This is a genomic window from Acinetobacter sp. TUM15071 (genome assembly GCF_008980925.1).
Taxonomy (GTDB): domain Bacteria; phylum Pseudomonadota; class Gammaproteobacteria; order Pseudomonadales; family Moraxellaceae; genus Acinetobacter; species Acinetobacter dispersus.
In genome coordinates this window covers 72,012-95,140 of record NZ_BKGB01000008.1, presented here as the reverse complement: position 1 = coordinate 95,140, position 23,129 = coordinate 72,012, and the positions used below count along the sequence as shown (strand labels likewise).

The 23,129-nt window shown below is 40.1% G+C and carries 19 protein-coding genes; 7 read left to right on the top strand and 12 right to left on the bottom strand.

Going from position 1 to position 23,129, the window contains the following annotated elements; genetic code table 11:
- The first annotated feature begins 203 nt into the window (after positions 1–203).
- The gene (locus tag GBI66_RS09605) at positions 204–1,418 is read left to right on the top strand and encodes a M48 family metallopeptidase (RefSeq protein WP_151715930.1); all 1,215 of its coding nucleotides are present in this window, start codon (positions 204–206) and stop codon (positions 1,416–1,418) included.
- A gap of 6 nt (positions 1,419–1,424) precedes the next feature.
- Here GBI66_RS09605 and GBI66_RS09600 read toward each other — a convergent pair whose 3' ends face one another.
- From GBI66_RS09600 to GBI66_RS09560, 9 genes are all read right to left on the bottom strand, one after another.
- Positions 1,425–2,315, bottom strand: coding sequence for a hypothetical protein (locus GBI66_RS09600; protein WP_151715929.1), 891 nt, complete (start codon positions 2,313–2,315; stop codon positions 1,425–1,427).
- Complete coding sequence (locus GBI66_RS09595) at positions 2,293–4,140, bottom strand: hypothetical protein (protein ID WP_151715928.1); 1,848 nt, start codon at positions 4,138–4,140, stop codon at positions 2,293–2,295. The genes GBI66_RS09600 and GBI66_RS09595 overlap by 23 nt, the downstream gene beginning before the upstream one ends.
- Complete coding sequence (locus GBI66_RS09590) at positions 4,141–5,391, bottom strand: glycosyltransferase family 2 protein (protein WP_005184164.1); 1,251 nt, start codon at positions 5,389–5,391, stop codon at positions 4,141–4,143.
- On the bottom strand, positions 5,378–6,283 hold the full coding sequence (locus GBI66_RS09585; RefSeq protein ID WP_005184158.1) for a hypothetical protein: 906 nt from the start codon (positions 6,281–6,283) through the stop codon (positions 5,378–5,380). Before GBI66_RS09585 ends, GBI66_RS09590 begins: the two co-directional genes overlap by 14 nt.
- Positions 6,283–7,032, bottom strand: a complete 750-nt coding sequence (locus GBI66_RS09580) for a hypothetical protein (protein WP_151715927.1) — start codon at positions 7,030–7,032, stop codon at positions 6,283–6,285. Before GBI66_RS09580 ends, GBI66_RS09585 begins: the two co-directional genes overlap by 1 nt.
- Positions 7,033–7,217: 185 nt before the next feature.
- Entirely contained in the window at positions 7,218–8,657 is a 1,440-nt protein-coding gene (locus GBI66_RS09575; RefSeq protein ID WP_151715926.1) for a deoxyribodipyrimidine photo-lyase, read from the bottom strand.
- A 119-nt stretch (positions 8,658–8,776) separates the two neighbouring features.
- Entirely contained in the window at positions 8,777–9,259 is a 483-nt protein-coding gene (locus GBI66_RS09570) for a peptidylprolyl isomerase (RefSeq protein ID WP_004801387.1), read from the bottom strand.
- Positions 9,260–9,384: 125 nt separating this feature from the next.
- Complete coding sequence (locus GBI66_RS09565) at positions 9,385–10,671, bottom strand: NAD(P)/FAD-dependent oxidoreductase (RefSeq protein ID WP_005184144.1); 1,287 nt, start codon at positions 10,669–10,671, stop codon at positions 9,385–9,387.
- A 93-nt stretch (positions 10,672–10,764) separates the two neighbouring features.
- Positions 10,765–12,084, bottom strand: coding sequence for a D-alanyl-D-alanine carboxypeptidase PBP6B (locus GBI66_RS09560; RefSeq protein WP_151715925.1), 1,320 nt, complete (start codon positions 12,082–12,084; stop codon positions 10,765–10,767).
- Between the two features lie 170 nt (positions 12,085–12,254).
- Here GBI66_RS09560 and GBI66_RS09555 point away from each other — a divergent pair, with 170 nt between their 5' ends.
- On the top strand, positions 12,255–13,958 hold the full coding sequence (locus tag GBI66_RS09555; RefSeq protein WP_151715924.1) for a M61 family metallopeptidase: 1,704 nt from the start codon (positions 12,255–12,257) through the stop codon (positions 13,956–13,958).
- Positions 13,959–13,994: 36 nt separating this feature from the next.
- Here the strand turns inward: GBI66_RS09555 and uraH are convergent, their stop codons facing one another.
- Together uraH and GBI66_RS09545 are read right to left on the bottom strand one after the other, a co-directional pair.
- Positions 13,995–14,399, bottom strand: a complete 405-nt coding sequence (gene uraH, locus GBI66_RS09550) for a hydroxyisourate hydrolase (RefSeq protein WP_151715923.1) — start codon at positions 14,397–14,399, stop codon at positions 13,995–13,997.
- 127 nt (positions 14,400–14,526) lie between these two features.
- The gene (locus tag GBI66_RS09545) at positions 14,527–15,219 is read right to left on the bottom strand and encodes an outer membrane protein (RefSeq protein ID WP_151715922.1); all 693 of its coding nucleotides are present in this window, start codon (positions 15,217–15,219) and stop codon (positions 14,527–14,529) included.
- A 150-nt stretch (positions 15,220–15,369) separates the two neighbouring features.
- Here GBI66_RS09545 and GBI66_RS09540 point away from each other — a divergent pair, with 150 nt between their 5' ends.
- The 3 genes from GBI66_RS09540 to GBI66_RS09530 all read left to right on the top strand — a co-directional run bounded on the left by GBI66_RS09540 (position 15,370) and on the right by GBI66_RS09530 (position 19,972).
- Positions 15,370–16,053 carry a heavy metal response regulator transcription factor gene (locus GBI66_RS09540; RefSeq protein ID WP_004801376.1) on the top strand — a complete coding sequence of 228 codons (684 nt, stop codon included), beginning with the start codon at positions 15,370–15,372 and terminating at the stop codon, positions 16,051–16,053.
- Positions 16,037–17,413 carry a heavy metal sensor histidine kinase gene (locus GBI66_RS09535; RefSeq protein ID WP_151715921.1) on the top strand — a complete coding sequence of 459 codons (1,377 nt, stop codon included), beginning with the start codon at positions 16,037–16,039 and terminating at the stop codon, positions 17,411–17,413. Before GBI66_RS09540 ends, GBI66_RS09535 begins: the two co-directional genes overlap by 17 nt.
- 327 nt (positions 17,414–17,740) lie before the next feature.
- Positions 17,741–19,972 (top strand): NADP-dependent isocitrate dehydrogenase, encoded by a 2,232-nt coding sequence (locus GBI66_RS09530; RefSeq protein WP_151715920.1) that lies wholly within the window; start codon positions 17,741–17,743, stop codon positions 19,970–19,972.
- Between the two features lie 86 nt (positions 19,973–20,058).
- Here the strand turns inward: GBI66_RS09530 and GBI66_RS09525 are convergent, their stop codons facing one another.
- The gene (locus tag GBI66_RS09525) at positions 20,059–20,877 is read right to left on the bottom strand and encodes an rRNA large subunit pseudouridine synthase E (RefSeq protein WP_151715919.1); all 819 of its coding nucleotides are present in this window, start codon (positions 20,875–20,877) and stop codon (positions 20,059–20,061) included.
- 194 nt (positions 20,878–21,071) lie between these two features.
- On the opposite strand from GBI66_RS09525, the gene icd reads away from it, so the two are divergent.
- Together icd and GBI66_RS09515 are read left to right on the top strand one after the other, a co-directional pair.
- Complete coding sequence (gene icd, locus GBI66_RS09520; RefSeq protein ID WP_005184117.1) at positions 21,072–22,325, top strand: NADP-dependent isocitrate dehydrogenase; 1,254 nt, start codon at positions 21,072–21,074, stop codon at positions 22,323–22,325.
- A 142-nt stretch (positions 22,326–22,467) separates the two neighbouring features.
- Positions 22,468–23,088: a pentapeptide repeat-containing protein gene (locus GBI66_RS09515; protein WP_151715918.1), complete on the top strand. Its 621-nt coding sequence runs from the start codon at positions 22,468–22,470 to the stop codon at positions 23,086–23,088.
- Positions 23,089–23,129: the final 41 nt, after the last annotated feature.

Genomic DNA, 23,129 nt, shown 5'->3' with positions numbered 1-23,129 from the left:
CAATCATTTATAACGTAGTGAATCATCGGTTATTTGTAAAATTTTATTGATGATTCATAAACTTAATCTATTATAAAATAACTTATTTTAACGATAGCATAACGATGATTTGGTTATAATATGTGAATAATTTAACACTTTAACTTTGGGTTACATTGGCTTTTTATGGCCCATATTGTTGATATTTTTAGTTGAGATCTGCGATGAACAATTCGAAAAATAAGCTGCTGAGTCATACACTATTAATTTTAGGTCTTATCTTACCAGTTCAGCATGCATTCAGTGCTGACTCTGATTTTGTCAAAGAAGGGGATGCGGCATATAAACCAGGCAACCCAATTTATGACCGTTGGGACAAGTTTTATAAAATTGAACAAAGCCAGCCTGAACAGGCTGAGAAAATTTTGATTGAGTTAAGTCAACTCACACCACAAGATATCAAGGTTTGGAAAAGTCTGACTTATTTGCAGATTCGCTTAAATAAACAAAATGATGCCATTCAAAGTGTGCGTAAGGCTGAACAGCTTGCACCACAAGATGATCAACTGAAATTACAAGAAGCTTATTTACTGAATCAGCAGAAACGAAATAAAGAAGCTTTAGCACTTTTTAAAGGATTATCGACATCTTCAGATGCTGATATTGCTGAAAAAGCGCAACAAGCAGTGCAAAACTTAAGTGGCTCAACTGTACCCTCGACCTTTAAGGATATTTATTTTGCGCCGTCTTATGAATCACGTTATGACGACTTTATTTTCCCTTTAAAAATGCGTTATGGGAAGAATCTTGATAATGGTCGGGCACAGGTCTATGGCTTTGTAAATCTAAACCGGGACACCAAATCTAAGGGTGGGGTCCGTCCTGAAATTATTGATGAAAATGCAGTGACTGTCGGTATCGGCGCAAACTATCAGCCATGGCAGTCGATCCCTATCCGTGCCTATTTAGAAGTTGGTGGCAGTTATGATCTGATTGATCGTAATCGTGATAAATTCCGTGAAAGTATTGTTGGTGGGGTCACGGGCTACCAAGAGTGGTATGCCAATCCTACTGCAGAACAACGCACAGTATGGAATGATTATTTTACTGACTTGTATGGCAATGTCGCGAGCTATTCACGTGAAGATTATAATGTGATTGCTGATTTGAGATTGCGTTCAGGTTTTAATGTTTATCGTGGTGAAGCGGGAACAGTACAAGCCTATGGCAAGCTACATACCTTAGCGGATTCGGAAGGCGAAAATTACAATAATTTATTTGAATATGGTGCTGGCGTTGCTTGGCAACCATTTAACTATATTCCAGTGAAATTACGTGTTGAGCGTTTATATGGGCATTATTTCAAAGATGCTTTAGCCGATGGAACAGAAAACTATAACAACACCCGTACTGAACTGGTTTTTTATAAGAGCTTTTAACGAGCATTAATGGGTATTTGCTCCATACCTGAGCTTGTACCACAGTGCGACAGTATAAACAGTCATACGGTTCATATAATGTGGACCGTCAAAAATATATACTTTTTGCCCTTCATAGCTTTTAAGTTGTTCAATGATTTCCCAAGGATAGGCGGAACGGAATTTTCCACCTTTCGTTGGGCGGAAAGCTTCTAATACGATGATAATATTATCTTTTCCAAATTCTTTTTGAAGGTCTTCTAAAACGATACGCGCTTGTTGTGGTGAACGGGTTCCGACACCGACACCATCCTGAAAGAATACGCCTGTATGGCTAGGCAACCAGCTTTTTAACCAAGCATCTAAATGCTCTGGTGCTTGTTCACCACTATAGATACTGATCCAAAGTGGTTTTGGTAAAATTCGGATCGCTTTGGCAAGATCATTGACACAGATCCAAGTCGGGTCTGCTTCCACTGGAAAGTAATAACCTTTAAGTGGAATGGATTTAGTATTCTCGATGATTTTTTTAGAATTTTCGGCAAGCTGCAATACATTGGAGCGGGCTAACCTTTCATCATATTCTCCAGCCAAGCCTAAAAGGATATGTTGAGCCCATGGTTTTTGTTGAAGTTGTTTAAGGTTGATGTTTTTATCCCATCTTTGAAAACCCATTTCATGGTCAAACCACGACTTGGATTGCACTACAGACCATTGAGGAACAAAAGTAGAAACACCGAGCAGATTCCAATTCCCTGAAGGTGGTGTAGTGGCTAAGTCAGGTTGCCAAAACAAGCCTTCAATCTGTGGAGGTTGTACATCTGCCTTAAGCTGATGAGTACAACCTCCTAAAAACAATAAGGCTGAGAGGCTTAGCGTGATTAACGTTGTTGATTTAGTCAGCCTTATTTTTAGCATTAGGTCGTTTACGCCAGTACCAGAGCAAAATTGCAAGAATCATGATAGCAGAGATTGTAACGACCAAGATAAAGAATGATGATTGCTTAACGAGAGGTGCTTTTTGATTGCCCACCATAATTTTTTGCAAAACAAAAACTTGACCACTATCTGTGACCAAAATCTTACTGGCATTGTTTGGGATATTTTGTTGGATTTTCTCCCAAAGTTTAGTAAAGTTTTGAGCCCCTTGCATTGAATCAGTAATAATATCAAAACGTTGATCATGGAAACTGACCAGGAAACCATTGGCAGTCGCAGGTGCATAAAGCGTATTTTGATGCATTAACACTTGTTGCCGATAAATATTAGGATTCACTTGTACGTTTAAAAGTTCAGGTTTGTTTGGATCTAATTTCACTAGATTTAAGGGAATTGGATCGTTAGTCATCAGCATTTTCTTGGCGACTTGACTCATGATCATTGCAATTTCTAAACTGCCCGCATTGCCGTCAATGGCAATGGTAGGATGTGTTGCGAAGGTCATTGATAAAGATGCGACACCATTTTTTAATTTATGCGGCAATTTCACCGTCGATTTTTGCGTATCAATCCACAGTGAGCCTTTTGCTGTTGGTAAACACTGTGAATTTACAATCACCGAGTTTTCAAGCTTCAAATTGAAAGTTGTATTGTTTGAAATGGTTTTTGCAAAATAGTTGAATTGTCGATTCACTGGATCGGAATCTAAATTGGCTGTTTTTAAGCTTCCAGCAAAGCCGCCATCAATCCATGTGGTAATGTTGGAACCTTCCAATAAACCACTCTGCACACGGAGTGCAATTTGCCCTTGCAAAATATCAGTAGGTTGCCAAACCGCAGGGAAATTTAAGAATAGATTTTTTTCAGCTTGATTCAAACGGAAATCACTAATGCCTAAGTCCGAAAGAGTATGGATTTGCTTAATCTTGGCCCAGTTTGGTGTTTCCAGTTTATTTGGAAGAAAGGTTGCTGAGGTATTTAATTGTTGTAAATAATTGGGATTGAGTAATCCATTAATCGCAGAGACAAGTTTCTCTGGCTGATCATATTGAATTTGTAGGGTTGGAATATCATTTTCCGTACTGATCTGGACCAAAGTGCCTTTTGGTAACGGCGTTGCTGATTTCTTAATTTCAATATAGAAGTTAGGGGCTTGTTCTGCTGGGGCATTTTGTTCATACCACTGAATTGGTGTAACCGATCCCCATGCGCTGATCAGACGTCCTAGCATACTTGCTTCGTTTACATGGGTTGGATCGTATTTTAAGACACCGACAAAGGGCGTTGGACGGACAACCTGAGGATTAAATAAAGCGTCAGGCAAATCTTTTAAGCGATAAATTGGTCTGTGTCGAATGTAGTCAATTTTAGAATTACTTAAATAAGTGACTTGATCGACATCCTCACTACAGAAGGTAGTTCTGTCAGCGGCAGGTGAGGTATTGGGTGAGTACTGCTGTAAAATAAAGTCTAGGCGATGGAAACCACTTTGGGTTGCTGGTATATCAAAGCTTAATGAGCCATCTCCGTTTAAGGTGGTGTTATAAATCAGCTTGTCGTCAAACTTAACCAATAAAGTGGTGAAATGTTCGGTGGAATAATCACTGGTAAAGCGAATATTTTGCCATTCAGAACCTTTGCCTACATAAAAGAAATGCGGTTCAATCGTATATTTATTGGAGGTATTGATGTTATCAAACGTCCAAGTATTCAAGGTATCTGCCACAGCAAAGACGGGCAAGGAAAGAGCGACACTTGCAACTAATGCTTTTAGAAAATGATGATGTAATGGGTTATTTTTCATTTATTTTTTCTCCTTGCTACGCTCAGTCTTATACCACTGTAATGAATTGCCTTGGATCTTATTTTTAAGCATGTCATATGCAGCTTTAAACACGATAAATAAGAACACTTGTGAATACGTTACGTAAGATAAAACCGCGAAGAAATATAGTTGAGGTTTGGCTCTTTCTAAAGATAAGGTGAACCACATTTGTGCGACATATAAACAGAAGGATAGGCCCCAAAGTAGAGTAAATGGGCCCGGAACGGTAATCCCTGCAATACCCAATAAGCCTAAAGTTAAAGTGATGTGACTCCAGATCAGTGCGGGTACGAATAGCACATAACACATGATGTTGTTAAAAATTTCGATACCGATTGGGAAGGGTTTCCGTAGTGCAATTGGCAAATATTTACTGGTGACGTAGAAATTCCCTTGTGTCCAGCGTGAGCGTTGTTTTACAAACACACTTAGAGAGGGCGGGTCTTGTTGCCAGCCAACCGCGTACGGCACCCATTTAATCCGTCTTTGCCCGAGGAAAATTCTAAAGCTCATCTCGGTATCATCAACCAAAGATTTTTCATCAAAACCACCTAGCGTTTCTAGAGCATCGCGCCAGATTACGTAATTGGTGCCCATTAAGGTCGACAGTTCAAACCGTTGCCAGCGACCACCTTGGAAAATCCATTGGAAGAAAATAAATTCAATCGCAATAAAACGGGTCAAAATACTGTCACGCCAGTTACGGGTACGGACTTTCCCGTTTACCGCCACTAATTTTTTATCGGCCAGTAAGGTTTGGGCCAATAGACGTACACAGTCGGGTTCAGGCGTACTGTCAGCATCATAGACGACGATCAGTTCTCCCGTGGCATGCGGTAAACCGTTGTTGAGTGTACGAGACTTACCTTTACCACCCATGCCTTTCGGTACATTAACAATTTTAATGCAAGGATAAATAGCAGCCATGCGCTCCGCAATTTCTAAAGTATTGTCTTTAGAGCCATCATTAATCAGCAGAACTTCATAGGCATGTGCAGGATAATCCTGTTGTGCAATCGCATGTAAAGTATCTTCGATTACGACACCTTCGTTATAGGCTGGAATCAAGACACTTAATACGGGCCATCGTTCAGGAACAGGAAGGTTTTCCAGCTCCTTTGCTGCATTTTTAGAATATTTCCATGCCTGAAAGCTCAGCCATGCCCAAAAGGCTTGTGGAATCCAGATCCCAAGAAAACCAAATAAGAAAAGAATATCAATTGCGGGCATTTATTCTTCTCCTACGAATGATAGATATAATCAAAATAAGGAGTAATCCGCCGCCAAGTAATAAAGAAATCCAGGAAATAGAACTTCCGAACGTACTGAGTAAACTCGGATAATGCGCTGAATAGATATAGTCGAGCGGAATGACCACTGTACTCAGCCCGATTAAAATATAGCCGAATAAACTGGTTTCAACGCCGTCTGTAGTACTGGTAAATTGGGTGCGATTCAAATCCCATGAGATCCCCAGTTGAGGATATTCAATGGTATTTAAGGGCATACCCAATGGCGGGTTAATCACAACTTGGTAACCTGAACTTTGTGATGGGTCGGTAATTGCTTGATAGAAATAATGTTGATGATGCTGAATTTTGCGGGCAGGGATACGCAGTTCAGTTGGGCTGTCTGATTGGATAATGTAGCTGCCAGCAGGCTGAGCAATCAGGTTTTCATCCCAGCCTGTTTCAATCAATGCCGCTAAAGGACGTAAGCCAATGGCGGTGGAAAAAGTTGCTTTAGCCGCAAAATACTTTGCATGGGCCATTTGATAGAAGGCGACAGGAATTGCACCGTCATTGACGGCTTTTTTAATTTTATAATATTTAATTGCACTAAAATATTCGTTCGGCAGGATTACACCTGGTTTGATGCCTCGTTCAATCAGTTGCTTGAAACTTTCAGAATCTAGTTGGTCTGAAGTGAATACAGGCCACCATGTTGCAGGTTGTGGAAATAGTTGTGCAACGGTTTGAGGTGCTTCAGTCTGCGTAGTTAATTCTGTTTTTGCAGTTTCAATTTTGCAGTGATAATACTGCTGATAAAATTGCTGCAACGTCGTATCAGGAATATTACTGGTTGCGACTAGAACACCACAGATATTGAGTAATACTGACATCAGTGCACCTCTCGACTGGAAGGTGTTAAGTATTCAGTATGTTGCTCAATATGCAGTTTGAGTACAGTGAGTTCTTGAAGATCTTGAATGAAGTGTGGATAGATCTGATGTTCATCAACGCTCGGTTCGTGAATGACAATACTTTTAATTTCACTCAGTTCTTCGTTAATGAAATGGTAAATCACACTCTCTCTTTCATTTGAAAGAATCGCCATAATTTTATTCTGGGTTTCTTTCCAAATGTCTTCGCCCAGCATTTCACGAATCAGTACGGTATTATTGATATGAGTGCTAATAATTTTATAGTGATCTTTATGCGTGAGCTGCAATAGCTTTTTTAATTCGCCTTGGAAATGTTTTAAGGCGGTCAGCGGTAAGATATCGTGTTGATAATTACGATCATAACTTTGGATTGCACGAAAGCTTTTTAAGGCATTTTGAATATTATGACGTATTGCACTTAAAAAGATCGGGGTAATCGGTAGCACGAACAATAATAGCAGTTGACGTTCCACATAGGTTTGATTAGCCAAATCAAGAAAGAAATAGACTGCAACGCCCACAAATGTGATCAAGCCGAGGACTAATGCCATTCCGACATTTAAAAAAGCCCCAGAAATTAACAGAATGAGCAGAAACACCCAACTACCGCGATAACTGGCTGGAAGCCACTCATATGCGACGATGCCCATAAAAATTTGAGCGGAAATAATCCACAAGACGAGTGCTGGAGCTGGATTTTTTTGCATAATAATTTTAGTTTTAATAAATGTCTTTTGTGATCAAGGTAGCATTATTTTACGATTATTACGACAGTTTTTCTGTTGTTCGCTTTGTAAAATAATTTTATAAACAGTAACATACAGTATAGTCTGTATTTCAAAACAATAAAAATTGTCTTATTTTATAATTTTTTTAATTTATGTAAGCCATCCTAAGATGATTTGAATGCCTCGATTGCACGTAAGCGGCTGGCCTTTAAATCCACCATCGGCTCAGGATAATCCACTGTTGAAGGCTGATTTCTAGCATAAGGTTCATGAATCATTTTGTTATCAAGATGGGCCAGTTCTGGAACCCATTGACGGATATATTCACCTTCAGGATCAAACTTCTGTGATTGAGTCGTCGGATTAAACACACGGAAATAAGGAACAGCATCTGTCCCTGTAGAAGCACACCATTGCCATCCACCATTATTGGCAGCCAAGTCACCATCAATCAGGTGCTGCATAAACCATTGTTCACCTTTACGCCAGTCGATGAGTAGGTTCTTGCTTAAGAACATGGCACAGATCATGCGTACCCGATTATGCATCCAACCCGTGGCTAACATTTGCCGCATACCTGCATCTATAATCGGAATCCCTGTTTGCCCTTGTTGCCATTTTTTTAAAGCAATAGGATCTTCGCGCCAGCAGATCTTTTGAGTATGAGATTGAAAAGGATGATGTTTGGAGACTTTGGGGAAATCAAACAAGATGTGTTGATAAAACTCACGCCAAAGTAGTTCATCCAACCATGTTTGTTGGCCTTCGGACTGAATCTCAAAATGTCCATGTTGCTGTCTAAAGAGTGCTTGTATGCATTGGCGAGTCGAAATAATGCCAATATTTAAATAGGCTGAAAGCTGACTGGTGCCAGATAGCGCAGGTAAATCCCGTGCTGTTTTATAGTCAGTTAAGCGTTCATCAATAAATTGATCTAAGAGCATGAGTGCATGTGCTTCTCCAACTTGCCATTGGCTAAAGTTGGTATCTTGGATTTGTTTTATATAGTCGCGTTGTAATGTTTGGATGTCATCTTGTTGAAAGGCGGATATATCCAGCGACAGTGGTTGCTGCTTCGTTGGTGAAGGATAACATTGGGGTAAACCGTGTTGTAAACGTTGATAGCAGGTTTTCTTAAATGCACCAAAAACCTGATAGGGCAAGTTTGATTGATTGCGGATAGAGGCTACTGGAAATAAAGTTCGATCATGGAAAAGGATCAATTCTTTTTTATGTTGATTGAGTTGCTGCTGTACAGTCTGATCTCGTTTGAGTTCATTGATGCCAAGTTCGATATTGGCATATATATTTTCAATATTAAGTTTTTGAATTAAATGTAAAAAGAAGTCAGGAATATCTTTCCAAAACGGAATGGTTTGAACCAGCAGGGGAATATTTAGGTCTGCAAGTTGCTGTTTAAGTTGTTGTAATTGACGTAAATAAAATTCGATTTTAATCGCTGCATCGTCGTGTTGCTGCCACTGCGAAGGGGACAAAATGACAAGTGCAATTGTAGGACCTGCCTGAGTCGCATGCCAAAGCGCTGCATGATCATGGATTCTTAAATCTTGGCGAAACCAAATCAGTTGATAGGTCTGAGACATAGCTGTGGATTAAAATCGAAAGTTGAATAACGTTAAGCGATTTTCCGATTTTGGAAAAGTACTTGGCAATAAAAAAGCAAAGCCGAAGCTTTGCTTTTTCCATCTAATTCAAAAATGAATTAGTGGTGGTGACCACCTGCACCGTGAACGTGACCATGATCTAATTCTTCTTGAGAAGCATCACGGATTTCTACGATTTCTACTTCAAAAGTAAGATCTTGGCCAGCAAGTGGGAAGTTCGCATCAACGATGATGTTGTCGCCTTCAATCGCTTTAACAGTTACGATTTGAACGCCATCATCAGTTTGAGCTTGGAATTGCATACCAGGTTGGATGTTGTCCACACCTTGGAACATTTGAGCTGGAACTTCTTGAACGAGGTCAGGGTTGTATTCGCCATAACCTTCAGCAGCTGGAACGTTTACAGTGAATTTTTCGCCTACAGTTTTACCTGTAAGTGCATTTTCTAAACCAGGAATGATGTTGCCTGCGCCGTGCAAATATGCAAGTGGTTCACCTTGAGATTGATCAAGTGTTTCACCCTCAGCGTTTGTTAAAGTGTAGTGGAATGAAACCACGTGGTTAAGTGCAATAGCAGTCATGTTTTGAATCCATGTCATCAATAGTTTTAGCTGTATATCATAAAGTGAAAAATAGATTTTGTTGACTATTTTCCACTTTTTGAAACGATTTAGTTAAATATTGAGACGAAAAATCAAATTTCAACTCAATACAGTTTAATTTTTGGACGTACGCGACGTGTCAGAAAATCTTTCATGGTGAGCATACCTGCTTGGGTATAGCCATGAATATTGGCTTGATGCAATCGGTATAACGATACATACATGGTTTTTGCAATAAAGCCCTGTACGCTAACATCACCCAACAACTCGCCTACAGCTTGATTATGGCTTAATGACACCAGAGACCCTTTCTCATTAAAGCTAAACATTGGTTGTGGAGAACCTGACAGACGTGCTGCCATTGCATCGACCAGAAATGTTGCTTGCTGACTTGCCACTTGTGCACGTGGACCTAGAGGAGGCTGGCGCGCATCTAATTGACAGTTGGCGCAATCACCAAAGGCAAATACATTGGGGTCAGAATAAGTCTGTAGTGTTGCATACACCATTAAACGATTAATCTTGTCACGTTTGAAATCAGTAAATGACTCTAGAACTTTCGGTGCTTTGACGCCTGCTGCCCAAACCGTAATATCTGAGTGCAAGACACTGCCATTACTAAAATAGACATTTGATTCATCGACTTTTTGCACTTTATGTTGGGTCAGAATTTCAATGCCCATTTTCTTGAGTTGCTTGGCACTATGTGCAGCCGTTTTTTCAGTCAGTGCAGGGAGAATGCGATCAGAAGCTTCAATTAGGGTAATTTTGACCTGCTTCGGATCAATTTTCTTTAAACCGTAACGGTAAAAGTTTTTCGTGGTTTCAATCAGTTCTGCCGCCAGCTCTACACCTGTTGCACCAGCCCCAACGATACCAATATTTAGAGCGCGTTCGGTAGGTTGGTTTTGTGCTTCGATATAAAGATGAAATAAATCTTGTTGGAAGATGTCTGCTTGTTGACGGCTATCAAGGAAATGACAATGTTCGCGCACACCTTCTGTACCAAAGTCATTCGATACCGAACCTACGGCTAGCACAAGTGTATCGTAGCTGAGGTTCTGTGTGAGTGGGGTGTGTTCTTTAGAAAGTTGCGGGGGTGAAAGCGTAATTTGTTTTTGATCTTTGTTTACATCGATTAAGGTTCCAAGTACGAACTCAAAATGATGTTTTTCTGCGTGAGCAAAATAATTGGTTTGTTCTTCGTGAGGATTTAGCGAGCCTGCAGCAATTTCATGTAGGAGAGGCTTCCAAATGTGAGTGAGGTTTTGATCGACTAGCGTAATTCTTGCTTTCTGTCTTTTACCAAAACGTTCACCTAGTTGTGTCGCAAGTTCTAAACCACCTGCGCCACCGCCCACAATCACGATATGATGTAAGGTTTTGCTCATGATTAACCTAATTGTTTTTGTGAAAGGATGGCTGGATTATGCCATCCTTTTTTCAACAATGTATGTGTAATCTTGATAAAAATAGTTGGTTTTTTACCCTTGATTTAATGGATAAAGTTTGGCAGCTTTACTATCACTGGTAGAGAAAAAAGAGAACAAGTTAGAAAACCAAATCATAATTTTCTGGAAAATATTGGCTTCTTCAATTTGGACATCATTCTCAATTTGTAAACTACGAATCAACTGATTATTTTGATAAATCGATACCGTTGCCAAATTCATGACCTGTGTCAAAGGGGCAGTTAAATGTTGTTCATTGAGCTGAATATTGATATGTGTATTGGTGGTTTGTAGCGGTTCAACGGTCGTGATCTGTTGGTTTGCATCGATCAAATGAATACGTTGTGTCAATAAATCAAAGCTATTTAAATCAATTGGTGCTGCTTGGCCGTAAAGTGAGGTGGTCACAATCGTGGGCTGCTGTGTTTCCACTTTAAACATTTTCAAGGTTGATTTAATTACAGGAAGTTCCGCGATTAATCTTTGTTTTGGAATAACTTCTTCATCACGGGTATAGGTATAGGCTAAGTTCATAAGTTTATGCGCCACTTCAGCACGTTTTACTGCGCTAGGTGTACCTAATACCACAACAATCAAACGACGCTTTTCAACATGTGGATTAAACGTCGGACGCTCTGCTGTTAATGCAAGATTGTAGCCTGCTGCTTTGGTATAACCCGTTTTTAGGCCATCTGCTGTTGGATCCATTTTTAATGCAAGATTAGTTGCATGATGGAAGCGTTGGTTATAACTAAAACTTGGCATTTTTGAATAATATAAATATTCAGGCGTTTCCTTCACGATCGCTTTTGCAAGTAGGCTTAAATCTGCAGCTGTTGAATAGTGATCGGTCATGGTAATCCCAGCAGGGTTGCTGAAATGTGTATCTTTCATGCCAAGTGCTTGTGCTTCTTGGTTCATACGAGCAACGAACTGCGGCACACCGCCTGAAATTTTTTCAGCAAGGGTAACCGCCGCATCATTGGCAGACATCACAATTAAACCAGCCAACAGCTGATCCACAGAAATCTGTTCGCCAGCTTTCAGGTACATCTGTGACTCATCCCACATTACTGTGCTGACCACAGGTGTAGCAGTCAGTACTTCTTCTTTACGTAATTTACCAGCTTCGATCTCTTTTAATGCGATATAGGCAACCATCATTTTGGTTAAAGAAGCAGGTGCACGTTGAACGTGGCTATTGTGTTCAGCAATGATTTGTCCTGATTGAGCATCAATCACCGACCATGCTTGTGCTTCAACTGTTTCAGGGGCGATGTTGAGTAAATTTGCATGTGCAAGGTTTGCACAGACGAGACTAAACAACGTAAAGAGGGAGAGGAGAAATTTCACGTGAATACCTTGTATTGCCGATCCGATGGCCCAGAATGCGAGACAAGAATGCTATGACTTTTTTGTTGAAGAATCCAGCAACTTTTGCTGACAATTACGACATCTACGCATGACTTTGTAAAAAAATGCTAAGCTGTGTGAAATTGTTCCTATTTTCATGATTAAAAATTATGTTGCACTACCAAATTGAGTTCGACGATTATCGCCAGCACCTGATTCATGTCACACTTCGTTTTCTTGCAAATCCCAATCAAGAACTTTGGCTACCGACTTGGATTCCCGGTAGTTATTTGATTCGAGAATTTTCAAAACATATTGAATCGGTTAAAGCGTCTGATGAAGCTGGACGTTTACTGACCATTAAAAAAACAGAAAAAAATCGTTGGCGTTTATTCAATACCGATCACGAACTGATTACGGTTGAATACGATGTCTATGCCTATGATTTGTCTGTACGTGGCGCCTATGTCGATCAAACACGGTTATATGTTAATCCTGCATGTGTTTGTTTAGGGCTAATAGATCAAGAACAAGCAGCATGTGAGCTTGAACTATTCTTACCTGATGAATTAAAACATTTTCAAATCGCAACAGGTTTGCCTTCAAAAAGCTTGGTAAAGGGGCGTTTCACCTTAAAAGCAGAAAACTATGATCAACTGATTGATAGTCCATTTGAATTGGCAGAGCAAAGTCGTTTTAGTTTTGACGCAAACGGTATTCCACATGAGTTTGTAATCTCAGGGAAGCACACGACCAATTTGTCGCGTTTAGAGGCAGACATTCAAAAGATCTGCCAGACTGAAATCAATATGTTTGGTTCAGCACCATTCCAAAACTATACCTTTATGACCATGGCCACAGGCAATAGTTATGGCGGTTTGGAACACTGCAACAGTACCAGTTTAATTACACCACGTGATGATTTACCGAAGGCAGATGAAACAGAAGAGCCTTCTAAGGATTATCAACGCTTTTTAGGTCTTTGCAGCCATGAGTATTTTCATTCATGGTTAGTGAAATTTATTCGTCCTGAAAATTTTGCCAATTATGATTTGCATAAAGAAGCATATACCAGCTTACTTTGGATTTTTGAAGGTTTTACTTCTTATTACGATGATTTGATTTTATTGCGCAGTGGTGTGATTTCGCAGAAGTCTTATCTAGAATTACTGAAAGCGCAAATTGATCGTTACTTACAAAATCCAGGACGTTTGATTCAATCGGTTTCAGAGTCGAGTTTTGATGCATGGATTAAGTTCTATCGTCAGGATGAAAACTCAAATAATGCAGGCACCAGTTACTATAACAAAGGCAGTTTAGTGGCACTTTGTCTTGATTTGGGCTTACGTTTGCGTGGATCCAACTTAGATGCTTTGATGCGTCGTTTGTATGAAAATACCCAAAACGGCATTCAGGTCAATGATCGCACCATTTTTGAATTATGTCATGAATTGACAGGTGATAACTGGATCGAGCAAATCAATCATTTGATTAATACCACGGATGAATTACCACTCGATCAACTATTCCCTGAATTTGGTTTAAGTTATAGCGTCAAAGATGATAAGGCTTTGCCTTTTGGCTTAAAAGTCGTTGATAAAGCGGAAGGTGTGGTGGTGCAACAGCTTCGTCGTGACAGTGCCGCAGCTCAAGCGGGCTTGTCGGCGAATGATGTCATTATCGCGATTGATGGTATCAAAGCATCAGAAAAACTTTTAGCGAAGTATGCAAAGCAACAAGGCAGCTTTACGGTTTATGCATTCCGTCGCGATGAGTTATTACAACTGGAACTGCAAGCGGGTGAAAACACACTGACAACAGTTGAGCTCAAAGTTGCAGACCAGCAAAAAGTTGACCGTTGGTTGAAGGGTTAGAACTTGATAAAAAGGACGCTATGAGCGTCCTTTTTATTAGCTGCCTCGATAAGTCGAATAACCATAGGGGCTGAGCAGTAATGGAATGTGATAGTGCGGTAAGGTTCCATCAACTTCAAAAATAACAGGAATTTCAGGAAAAAAGCTGCTTTGCTTTTGCACTTTATACCAGTCACCTGTTTTAAACGTCACTTTATAAATACCCGACTTTAATTGCTGTTGCGTCGGATAAAGGGCAGTAATTCGTCCATTCTGATCAGTTTTGGCCTGATTGATTTCGATCCACTGGTTTTTTTGTTGTGCTTCGAGCACAACGGTGACATCAGCAGCAGGTAGACCATTTTGCTGATTGAGAACATGCACACTCAATGGATTGGGTGCTGCTGCAAACAAGCTGCTTGAAGCCGATAGTGCGGCGATGGCGAATAGATTTTTATACATAACAATATTCCACCTTTCTTGATCAATGTTTTCGTGTGTATTGCCATCAGTTGTGGTGAGGGCAATGCATGGGCATGAGATAGGAGCGCAAAAAAGCACTGTTGATCAGTGCTTTTTTAATGCTGTTTTAGAATGAATATCTTGCGCCTAGATAGAACTCGCTTGAATATAGATGTGCTTTCATTTGCTCATCTTGCAAACTACGCGCATTGGCAAAGTTATTTAACCCGCTATCGGCTTTACCCAAGTCTATATAACGGTAGCCCAAATCAAGCTTAAGGTTATCAATTGCTTTATAACTAGTCCCTGCACCAATGCTATACACCAGTTGGGTTTCGGTATTTGAAAGGTATTGGCGAGAGGAATTACCTTGCCAGCCAGAAGATTCGGTACGTGCAACACCTAATCCAAGATTTCCGTATACAGCGACATTTTGCATGACTTCAAAATCACGATAAGCATTTAACATTAAACGTTGTGTATCGACTTTATGATGATTGAGGCTGGTTGGAAAGTTGCTTGAACCACTGGTAAATTCAGCATTATTTTTAAAGGTATATTCACCTTCAGTACGCCAACCATTGCCAAAGTCATAGCCGAAACCCAATGAGGTATTGGTTAAATCTTTTTTATCTTTACCCGCGATAAATTGACCAATCCCTGGGCGTAAGCTGGTTTCCATATTGTCGGCTTGGAGCTTAGCAGCGGCAACTTTTGCAGAGATATAATAACCTGCATCATTGACGTCCTGAGCGTAACTCAGAGATACAGCAGTCAGTAAAACAGATGAAACCGCGAAACGGATGAGTAGCTTGTCCATATTCAATTTTCCAAAATCAGTAGAGGAATGTTTGGTGATAAAAATCTTTATTTCCTCAGAACATGGTAGGAAGAAAAAAATCTTGGCGTGATGACAATTGGATTACCGATTTGTAATCTTGGCAATGAATAAACAAGGTTAAGATGTGGGATGCATATTTTAATTGTCGAAGATGAATCTAAAATCGCGCAGTTTTTAGCGAAAGGATTAAATGAATCAGGTTATACCTGTGCTATTGCAAAAGATGGCATAGAGGCATTGTCACGTTTGCAACAAGAAGTCTTTGATTTACTGATTTTGGATGTGATGCTGCCACAATTGGACGGTTGGCAAGTTTTGCAAACATTACGCACTTTTTCGAAAATGCCAGTTTTAATGCTAACTGCAAAAGATCATGTTCTAGATCGAGTAAAAGGTTTGGAGCTTGGGGCCGATGATTATTTAATTAAACCATTTTCTTATGTGGAACTCTTGGCAAGGATCAAAAGCCTGTTACGCCGTGTACCGAATGTAGAAAAAGAAATTTATCAAATTTCAAACTTAAGCTTAAACCGACTCAGTCGGGAAGTGTATCGTGCTGATACTAAAATTGATTTAACTGCCAAAGAGTTTGTGTTGTTACAGTTGTTGATTCAACATCGTGGTGAAGTACTGACACGAACGCAAATTGCCTCAATGGTTTGGAATATTAATTTTGATACGGATACCAACGTGGTGGATGTTGCGATACGCCGATTAAGAGCAAAGATTGATGATCATTTTGTTCCCAAGTTAATTTATACCGTCAGGGGCATGGGCTATAAGGTTGATTTAAAAGATGGCAATAATGAATAGACTGTCATTGGCTTCCCGCTTAAGTATTGCCTTTAGCTTAATTTCCTGCGTCGTTTTTATCAGTATTGGCGGTTTGTCTTATCAAAATTTTCGTGAAATGGTCTATACCCAGCAAGATAAGGCCTTGGCTGCTCGGATCAAACGAATGGAAGTTTTTTTGACCGATGCACATACTGTTCAGATATTGGGGAAATATCCTAAGCTTTATGAAAATATGGTGGGGCATGAGGATAGTATTTTTATTGTCAAAGAATCAGCACAGGATCTCATTAGGATTAATCCATTACAGATCAAAATCCCTGAACTGAATTATTCTAATAAAATTCAGTATCGCAATAATACAGTTGAGCATCCTAGTACACGCTTTGCATTTCAATCCATCCAATATGGTCATAAGCAGTATCAATTGATTGCAGGACAACAATGGGATGGGGCGAACCAGATCCTGAGTCAATATTTTTGGAAAGTCTTGTTTTATAGCGGGCTAGGTATTCTATTGTCCAGTCTTCTGGGATTTATGGTGGGACATTATTTATTCCGTTCCATGCGTAGTTTGATTGCCGAGACCAGTAAAATTAATGTGCAAAAACTGAATCATCGTATTGAAGTTGAATCCACCAATATTGAAGTTCAGCAACTGAGTCAGGCGATGAATGAAATGCTGGATAAAATTCAGCAGGATTATCAGAAACTGGCGCAATTTTCAGAAGATATTGCACATGAACTGAGAACACCACTGAATAATTTAATGGGACAAACTCAGATTCTATTGTCACAACCTCGTAAAACAGAAGAATTAGAAAATTTACTATATTCGCATTTGGAAGAGTATGAACGACTCACCAAAATGATCGAAAGCATGCTGTTTATTGCACGTTCTGAACATGATGAACAGGTGCTTGAGAAAAAGTCAGTCAATGTCAAACAGCTGATGAGGAATGTTATTGATTATTTTGATTGTTTGATTGAAGAACATCAGATGACGCTCCAACTGGATGTCATGGATGATTTCAATATTATGGCGAATGAGGCATTAATTCAGCGTGCGATTGCGAATTTAATCAGTAATGCCATTTTACATGGGCGAGAGCACGGTGTGATTGCAGTAGCGGTAAATCAACGTGATTTAAACTGTGTCATGACGATTGTGACAGAAGGCGTTTTTATTGATGAAAAGCATTTGCCTTATTTATTCGACCGGTTTTATCAGGTCGATGAAAGTCGACATCAAAAAGCACAAACAGGTGGTCTGGGTTTGGCTATTGTGAGCTCAATTATGCAGTTACATGCAGGTTCAACTGAGGTCGAAAATCGATTTGAAGGGGTGGCGTTTAAATTAATCTTACCACTAAAGAATTAACGTAATCTTCATCAAGCTCTGTCAAAATAGGGCTCATGCTTAAGCAATTGCATATTTGTTTGCTAAATGATCAATTCAGTGCGTTCATTTAAAGTTGGCAGTGGTTTGTATTTGAAAAGACATAACTTGGCCTCATATATACATACCAGAACGCTACTATTATATCATTTTGTAGTATTTTTTATCGAAATGTCGTTATCACAGGATATTGCGTTGACTAGCATGTGATGAACGCTGATACTCTCAAGTTTGTTCAAGCAAATCGGTTCTAGGAGCTGGGCCACAAGCGCAGTTTTCCATAACTCAATCCAACACAAGGGGCTATATATGGCTGGTGGAAAGTCAAAAATCATTTACACACTGACTGATGAGGCGCCTTTATTAGCGACTTATTCATTACTACCGATCATTGAGACCTTTACAAAACCTGCTGGCATTGAGATTGTTAAAAGTGACATCTCAGTTGCGGTTCGTGTGCTCGCAGAATTTTCAGATTACCTCAAAGATGAGCAAAAGGTAAACAATAACCTTGCGGAGTTAGGTCGTCTTACGCAAGATCCAGATACCAATATCATTAAACTTCCGAACATCAGTGCTTCTGTTGCTCAGTTAGTTTCATGTATTAAAGAGCTCCAGTCGAAGGGCTATGCAATTCCTGATTATCCAGAAAACCCAACCACTGAAGAAGAAAAAGAAATCAAGGCGCGTTATGGTAAATGCCTTGGTTCAGCTGTAAACCCAGTATTGCGTGAAGGTAACTCTGACCGTCGTGCACCAGCTGCGGTAAAAAATTATGCGAAAAAACACCCGCACTCAATGAGCGAGTGGAAGCAGTGGTCACAGACTCACGTTTCTCACATGGATGAAGGCGACTTCTACCATGGCGAAAAATCAATGACTTTAGACCGTGCACGTAATGTGAAAATGGAACTCATCACTAAGTCTGGTGAAACCATTGTGCTTAAGCCAAAAGTTGCACTTCAAGATGGCGAAATCATTGACTCAATGTTTATGAGCAAGAAAGCGCTTTGCGATTTCTATGAAAAAGAACTTGAAGATTGTCGTGAAGCGGGTATTTTGTTCTCATTACACGTGAAAGCAACAATGATGAAAGTGTCACACCCGATCGTATTCGGTCACTGTGTGAAAATCTATTACAAAGATGCTTTTGAAAAACACGGCAAATTGTTTGATGAACTTGGTATTAACGTAAACAACGGTATGGCTGGTCTTTATGAAAAGATCGCAACTTTACCGACGTCTTTACGTGAAGAAATCATTGAGGATTTACATGCTTGCCAAGAACACCGTCCTGCGCTTGCAATGGTTGATTCTGCAAAAGGTATTACCAACTTCCATTCACCAAACGATGTGATTGTCGATGCTTCTATGCCTGCAATGATTCGTGGTGGCGGTAAAATGTGGGGTGCTGACGGCAAACCTTACGACTGTAAGGCAGTCATGCCTGAATCAACTTTCGCACGTATCTACCAAGAAATGATCAATTTCTGTAAGTGGAATGGTAACTTTGACCCACGTACTATGGGGACTGTGCCTAACGTTGGTTTGATGGCGCAAAAAGCAGAAGAATACGGTTCACACGACAAGACTTTCGAAATTTCTGAAGCAGGCGTTGCCAACATTACTGATCTAGACACTGGTGAAGTGTTGATGAGCCAAAATGTGGAAGAAGGCGACATCTGGCGTATGTGTCAGGTGAAAGACGCACCGATTCGTGACTGGGTGAAACTTGCAGTAACACGTGCACGTAACTCAGGTATGCCTGCGATTTTCTGGTTAGACCCATACCGTCCACACGAGAATGAATTGATCAAGAAAGTTGAAAAATACTTGAAAGATCATGACACTACTGGTCTTGATATCCAAATCATGTCACAAGTACGTGCAATGCGTTATACGCTTGAACGTGTAGCACGTGGTTTAGATACGATTTCGGTAACGGGTAACATCTTACGTGATTACTTAACTGACTTGTTCCCAATTATGGAATTGGGTACTTCAGCGAAAATGTTGTCAATCGTGCCGTTAATGGCTGGCGGTGGCATGTACGAAACAGGTGCGGGCGGTTCAGCACCGAAACATGTACAGCAATTAGTTGAAGAAAACCACTTACGTTGGGATTCTCTTGGTGAGTTCCTTGCATTGGCTGTGTCTTTAGAAGAGCTTGGTATTAAAGAAGACAATAACCGTGCGAAATTACTTGCTAAGACACTTGATCAAGCGACAGGAAAATTGTTGGATAACGACAAATCGCCATCACGTCGTACAGGTGAGTTAGATAACCGTGGTAGTCACTACTACTTGGCATTGTATTGGGCTGAAGCATTGGCTGCTCAAGACGAAGATGCTGAGTTAAAAACGAAATTTGCTCCGCTTGCAAAATCACTTGCTGAAAACGAACAGAAGATTGTTGCAGAGCTTGCTCAAGTACAAGGTCAAGCTGCTGATATCGGTGGTTACTATGCAATCGATCCAGCGAAAGTAAATGCGGTAATGCGTCCAAGTGCGACATTTAATACGACACTTGCGTCACTGTAATTGTTGATATATCACCGACAACATTGTCGGTGATATAAAAAAGCCGATATGAAAATATCGGCTTTTTTATGCGCTCAATTTAGATTTTAACGACCGTTACGACTACGTCCGCGTGGTGCTTTGGTATTTGGACGCGTTGTACCATTGGTCTTACGACGTGGTTTATCTGTATCATCAGTTTGCCAAATACGGGTTGTACCACCGCCAGCTTTTTTCTTACCTTTAAATGGTTTTTCACCTCTTTCTTCACGTGCTTTATCTTTGGCACGAGAAAAATGCGGTTTATTATTCGATTTTTTCGCGAAAGAACGACCTTCATAAGGCTTGTCTGCCGGAACGTCTTTAAAGTCTGGATAAAGTAAAGGTTCGATTTCGAGTTGTTCACCTGGCTGTAAACCCAGTTTGACGAGATCAATGCTACCAATTTGCGTACGAATCAGACGTAAAGTCGGGAAACCCACAGCCGCTGTCATACGACGTACTTGACGATTACGACCTTCGCAGATTTGTAGTTCGATCCAAGTCGTTGGAATATTTGCACGATAACGTACTGGTGGGTTACGTTCCCATAGCCATTCAGGTTGTTCAACTTTACGCGCTTTGGCAGGCAAAGTCATACCATCTGCAAGTTCAACGCCCTTTTGCAGTTTTTCAATTGCTTCTTCTGTGACATCACCATCAACTTGAGCAAGATAAGTTTTATATTTCTTATTATCAGGATGGGTGATGAATTGATTTAAACCACCATGATCAGTAAGAAACATTAAACCTTCAGAGTCTAAATCTAGACGTCCTGCAATACGAAGTTCAGGATCTTTAATAAAACTTGAAACTGTTAAATGTTTTTCATCTTCGCGAAACTGTGACAAAACGTCAAAAGGTTTGTTAAATACGACTACTTTCATATGGATATACTACTTTGGCTATGGGCGGCATCATAACAATAAAGGTTTCTATTTAATGGAGAAATGTTGTTATTTCCCGTATAAATCTCAAAAAAAACCTGTTTTGAACTAAACTGTTTCATGCAATAAAAAACGAAAGTATGCCATAGAAGGCATAGAGATAATCGCTAAATACATGAGGGAGAACCTACAAAATGGGTTATCAGAAGATTGTGGTTCCTGCTGATGGAGACAAAATCACAGTAAATGCAGACCTGTCATTGAATGTTCCAAATCGTCCAATCATCCCTTTTATTGAAGGTGATGGTATTGGTGTGGATATTACACCAGCAATGAAGGCAGTAGTAGATGCCGCCGTGCTAAAAGCTTACGGTGGCAAACGTTCAATCGAATGGATGGAAGTCTACTGCGGCGAAAAAGCAGATAAAATTTATGGCAATTATATGCCAGAAGAAACTTTTGATGCTTTACGCGAGTTTATTATATCAATAAAAGGCCCTTTGACTACACCTGTTGGAGGCGGTATTCGTTCTTTGAATGTTGCATTGCGCCAAGAACTCGATCTATATGTCTGTGTGCGTCCAGTACGTTGGTTTGAAGGTGTGCCTTCACCTGTGCAACATCCAGAACTCACGGATATGGTGATTTTCCGTGAAAACTCAGAAGATATCTATGCGGGGATTGAATGGAAGGCCGATTCTCCAGAAGCGAAAAAAGTCATTAAATTTTTGCAAGAAGAAATGGGGGTGACCAAAATCCGATTCCCTAAAGATTGTGGTATCGGCATTAAGCCTGTTTCTAAAGAAGGAACCCAACGTCTGGTGCGTAAAGCCATTCAGTTTGCGATTGATAATGATAAACCTTCTGTGACGCTAGTACACAAAGGCAACATCATGAAATACACCGAAGGTGCATTTAAAGAGTGGGGCTATGAACTTGCGATGGAGCGTTTTGGTGGGCAACTGCTGGATGGTGGGCCTTGGGTAAAAATTAAAAATCCGAAAACGGGTAAAGACATTATTATTAAAGATGTGATTGCCGATGCATTCTTACAGCAAATTTTAATGCGTCCAGCCGATTATTCCGTGATTGCGACACTGAACTTAAATGGTGACTATATTTCTGATGCACTTGCAGCAGAAGTGGGCGGCATAGGGATTGCGCCGGGTGCGAATATTGGTGGTGCAATAGCAGTTTATGAAGCAACACATGGCACTGCACCGAAGTATGCGGGGCAAGATAAGGTCAATCCAGGCTCGATTATTCTCTCTGCCGAAATGATGTTGCGTGATATGGGCTGGGTTGAAGCTGCGGATCTAATTATTCAAGGTGTTTCGGGTGCAATTTCAGCCAAGACCGTGACGTACGACTTTGAGCGTTTAATGCCAAATGCAACCTTATTACGTTGTTCTGAATTCGGACAAGCGATTATTGAACATATGGAATAAGTAAGCTTTATATCTTTATTAAAAGAGTAGCAAAGCTGCTCTTTTAATATTTAAAATTGAGATAAATAGGTCATGAGAAAAATATGTACAAAATTGAATGTATGACATATTTTGATGTGTTCGAAAATAAAAATTGAACATCATGGCGGAAAGAAAATATGGTGCAGCAGCACCGAAAACAACAGAAACCATTACTAGCTTGGATTGGTACGGACAAGTACTCAATAATCAAAAATATGAGCGGACGCTATTTGTAGACTTAGATCTGTCAGAAGCTCAAAGTACAGGTGCGATTTTTAATGAATGTACTTTTCGACGAGCACGTTTTAATGCATCGGTTCATCAGCATAGTGCGTTTTTAAATTGTACTTTCTATTTCTGCAATTTCTTTGATAGCAAATTTACCGACTGCAAGTTGGTTGGTAGCATGTTTAGCGATTGTCAGTTTCACCATATGCGGGTTGAGGACAGTGATTGGGCTTTTGTTGGATTACCAGGCGCGGATTTAGAGAAAGCTTCTTTTTTGAGAACCCGTTTAAGAGAAGCTGATTTGACTGGAGCGCGTTGCCATGGAAGTTCGATTAGAGAGAGTGATCTCTCTGGTGCATGGCTACACCGCGCAGATTTTACCGAGTGTGATTTAAGAGGTAGTGATTTGAGTAATTTAGATCCGAAAGAGACTCAAATTAAAGAGGCGATTATTAATCTTGATCAAACGCTGATGATTGCAGAAAATCTAGGCTTCGATGTCAGAATTGATTGAGTCTGTGAAAAGAGTTTGATCAAAATGAGTGGTTTTAGGCC

Excerpts from the sequence above, each read along its gene's own strand:
- GBI66_RS09540 (WP_004801376.1), top strand. The coding sequence starts at position 15,370 with ATGCATATTTTAATTGTCGAAGATGAATCTAAAATCGCGCAGTTTTTA.
- GBI66_RS09585 (WP_005184158.1), bottom strand. The coding sequence starts at position 6,283 with ATGTCAGTATTACTCAATATCTGTGGTGTTCTAGTCGCAACCAGTAAT.
- GBI66_RS09590 (WP_005184164.1), bottom strand. The coding sequence starts at position 5,391 with ATGCCCGCAATTGATATTCTTTTCTTATTTGGTTTTCTTGGGATCTGG.
- GBI66_RS09555 (WP_151715924.1), top strand. The coding sequence starts at position 12,255 with ATGTTGCACTACCAAATTGAGTTCGACGATTATCGCCAGCACCTGATT.
- GBI66_RS09530 (WP_151715920.1), top strand. The coding sequence starts at position 17,741 with ATGGCTGGTGGAAAGTCAAAAATCATTTACACACTGACTGATGAGGCG.
- icd (WP_005184117.1), top strand. The coding sequence starts at position 21,072 with ATGGGTTATCAGAAGATTGTGGTTCCTGCTGATGGAGACAAAATCACA.
- GBI66_RS09575 (WP_151715926.1), bottom strand. The coding sequence starts at position 8,657 with ATGTCTCAGACCTATCAACTGATTTGGTTTCGCCAAGATTTAAGAATC.
- GBI66_RS09515 (WP_151715918.1), top strand. The coding sequence starts at position 22,468 with ATGGCGGAAAGAAAATATGGTGCAGCAGCACCGAAAACAACAGAAACC.
- GBI66_RS09535 (WP_151715921.1), top strand. The coding sequence starts at position 16,037 with ATGGCAATAATGAATAGACTGTCATTGGCTTCCCGCTTAAGTATTGCC.
- GBI66_RS09565 (WP_005184144.1), bottom strand. The coding sequence starts at position 10,671 with ATGAGCAAAACCTTACATCATATCGTGATTGTGGGCGGTGGCGCAGGT.
- GBI66_RS09595 (WP_151715928.1), bottom strand. The coding sequence starts at position 4,140 with ATGAAAAATAACCCATTACATCATCATTTTCTAAAAGCATTAGTTGCA.
- GBI66_RS09600 (WP_151715929.1), bottom strand. The coding sequence starts at position 2,315 with ATGCTAAAAATAAGGCTGACTAAATCAACAACGTTAATCACGCTAAGC.
- GBI66_RS09605 (WP_151715930.1), top strand. The coding sequence starts at position 204 with ATGAACAATTCGAAAAATAAGCTGCTGAGTCATACACTATTAATTTTA.
- GBI66_RS09570 (WP_004801387.1), bottom strand. The coding sequence starts at position 9,259 with ATGACTGCTATTGCACTTAACCACGTGGTTTCATTCCACTACACTTTA.
- GBI66_RS09525 (WP_151715919.1), bottom strand. The coding sequence starts at position 20,877 with ATGAAAGTAGTCGTATTTAACAAACCTTTTGACGTTTTGTCACAGTTT.
- uraH (WP_151715923.1), bottom strand. The coding sequence starts at position 14,399 with ATGTATAAAAATCTATTCGCCATCGCCGCACTATCGGCTTCAAGCAGC.
- GBI66_RS09545 (WP_151715922.1), bottom strand. The coding sequence starts at position 15,219 with ATGGACAAGCTACTCATCCGTTTCGCGGTTTCATCTGTTTTACTGACT.
- GBI66_RS09580 (WP_151715927.1), bottom strand. The coding sequence starts at position 7,032 with ATGCAAAAAAATCCAGCTCCAGCACTCGTCTTGTGGATTATTTCCGCT.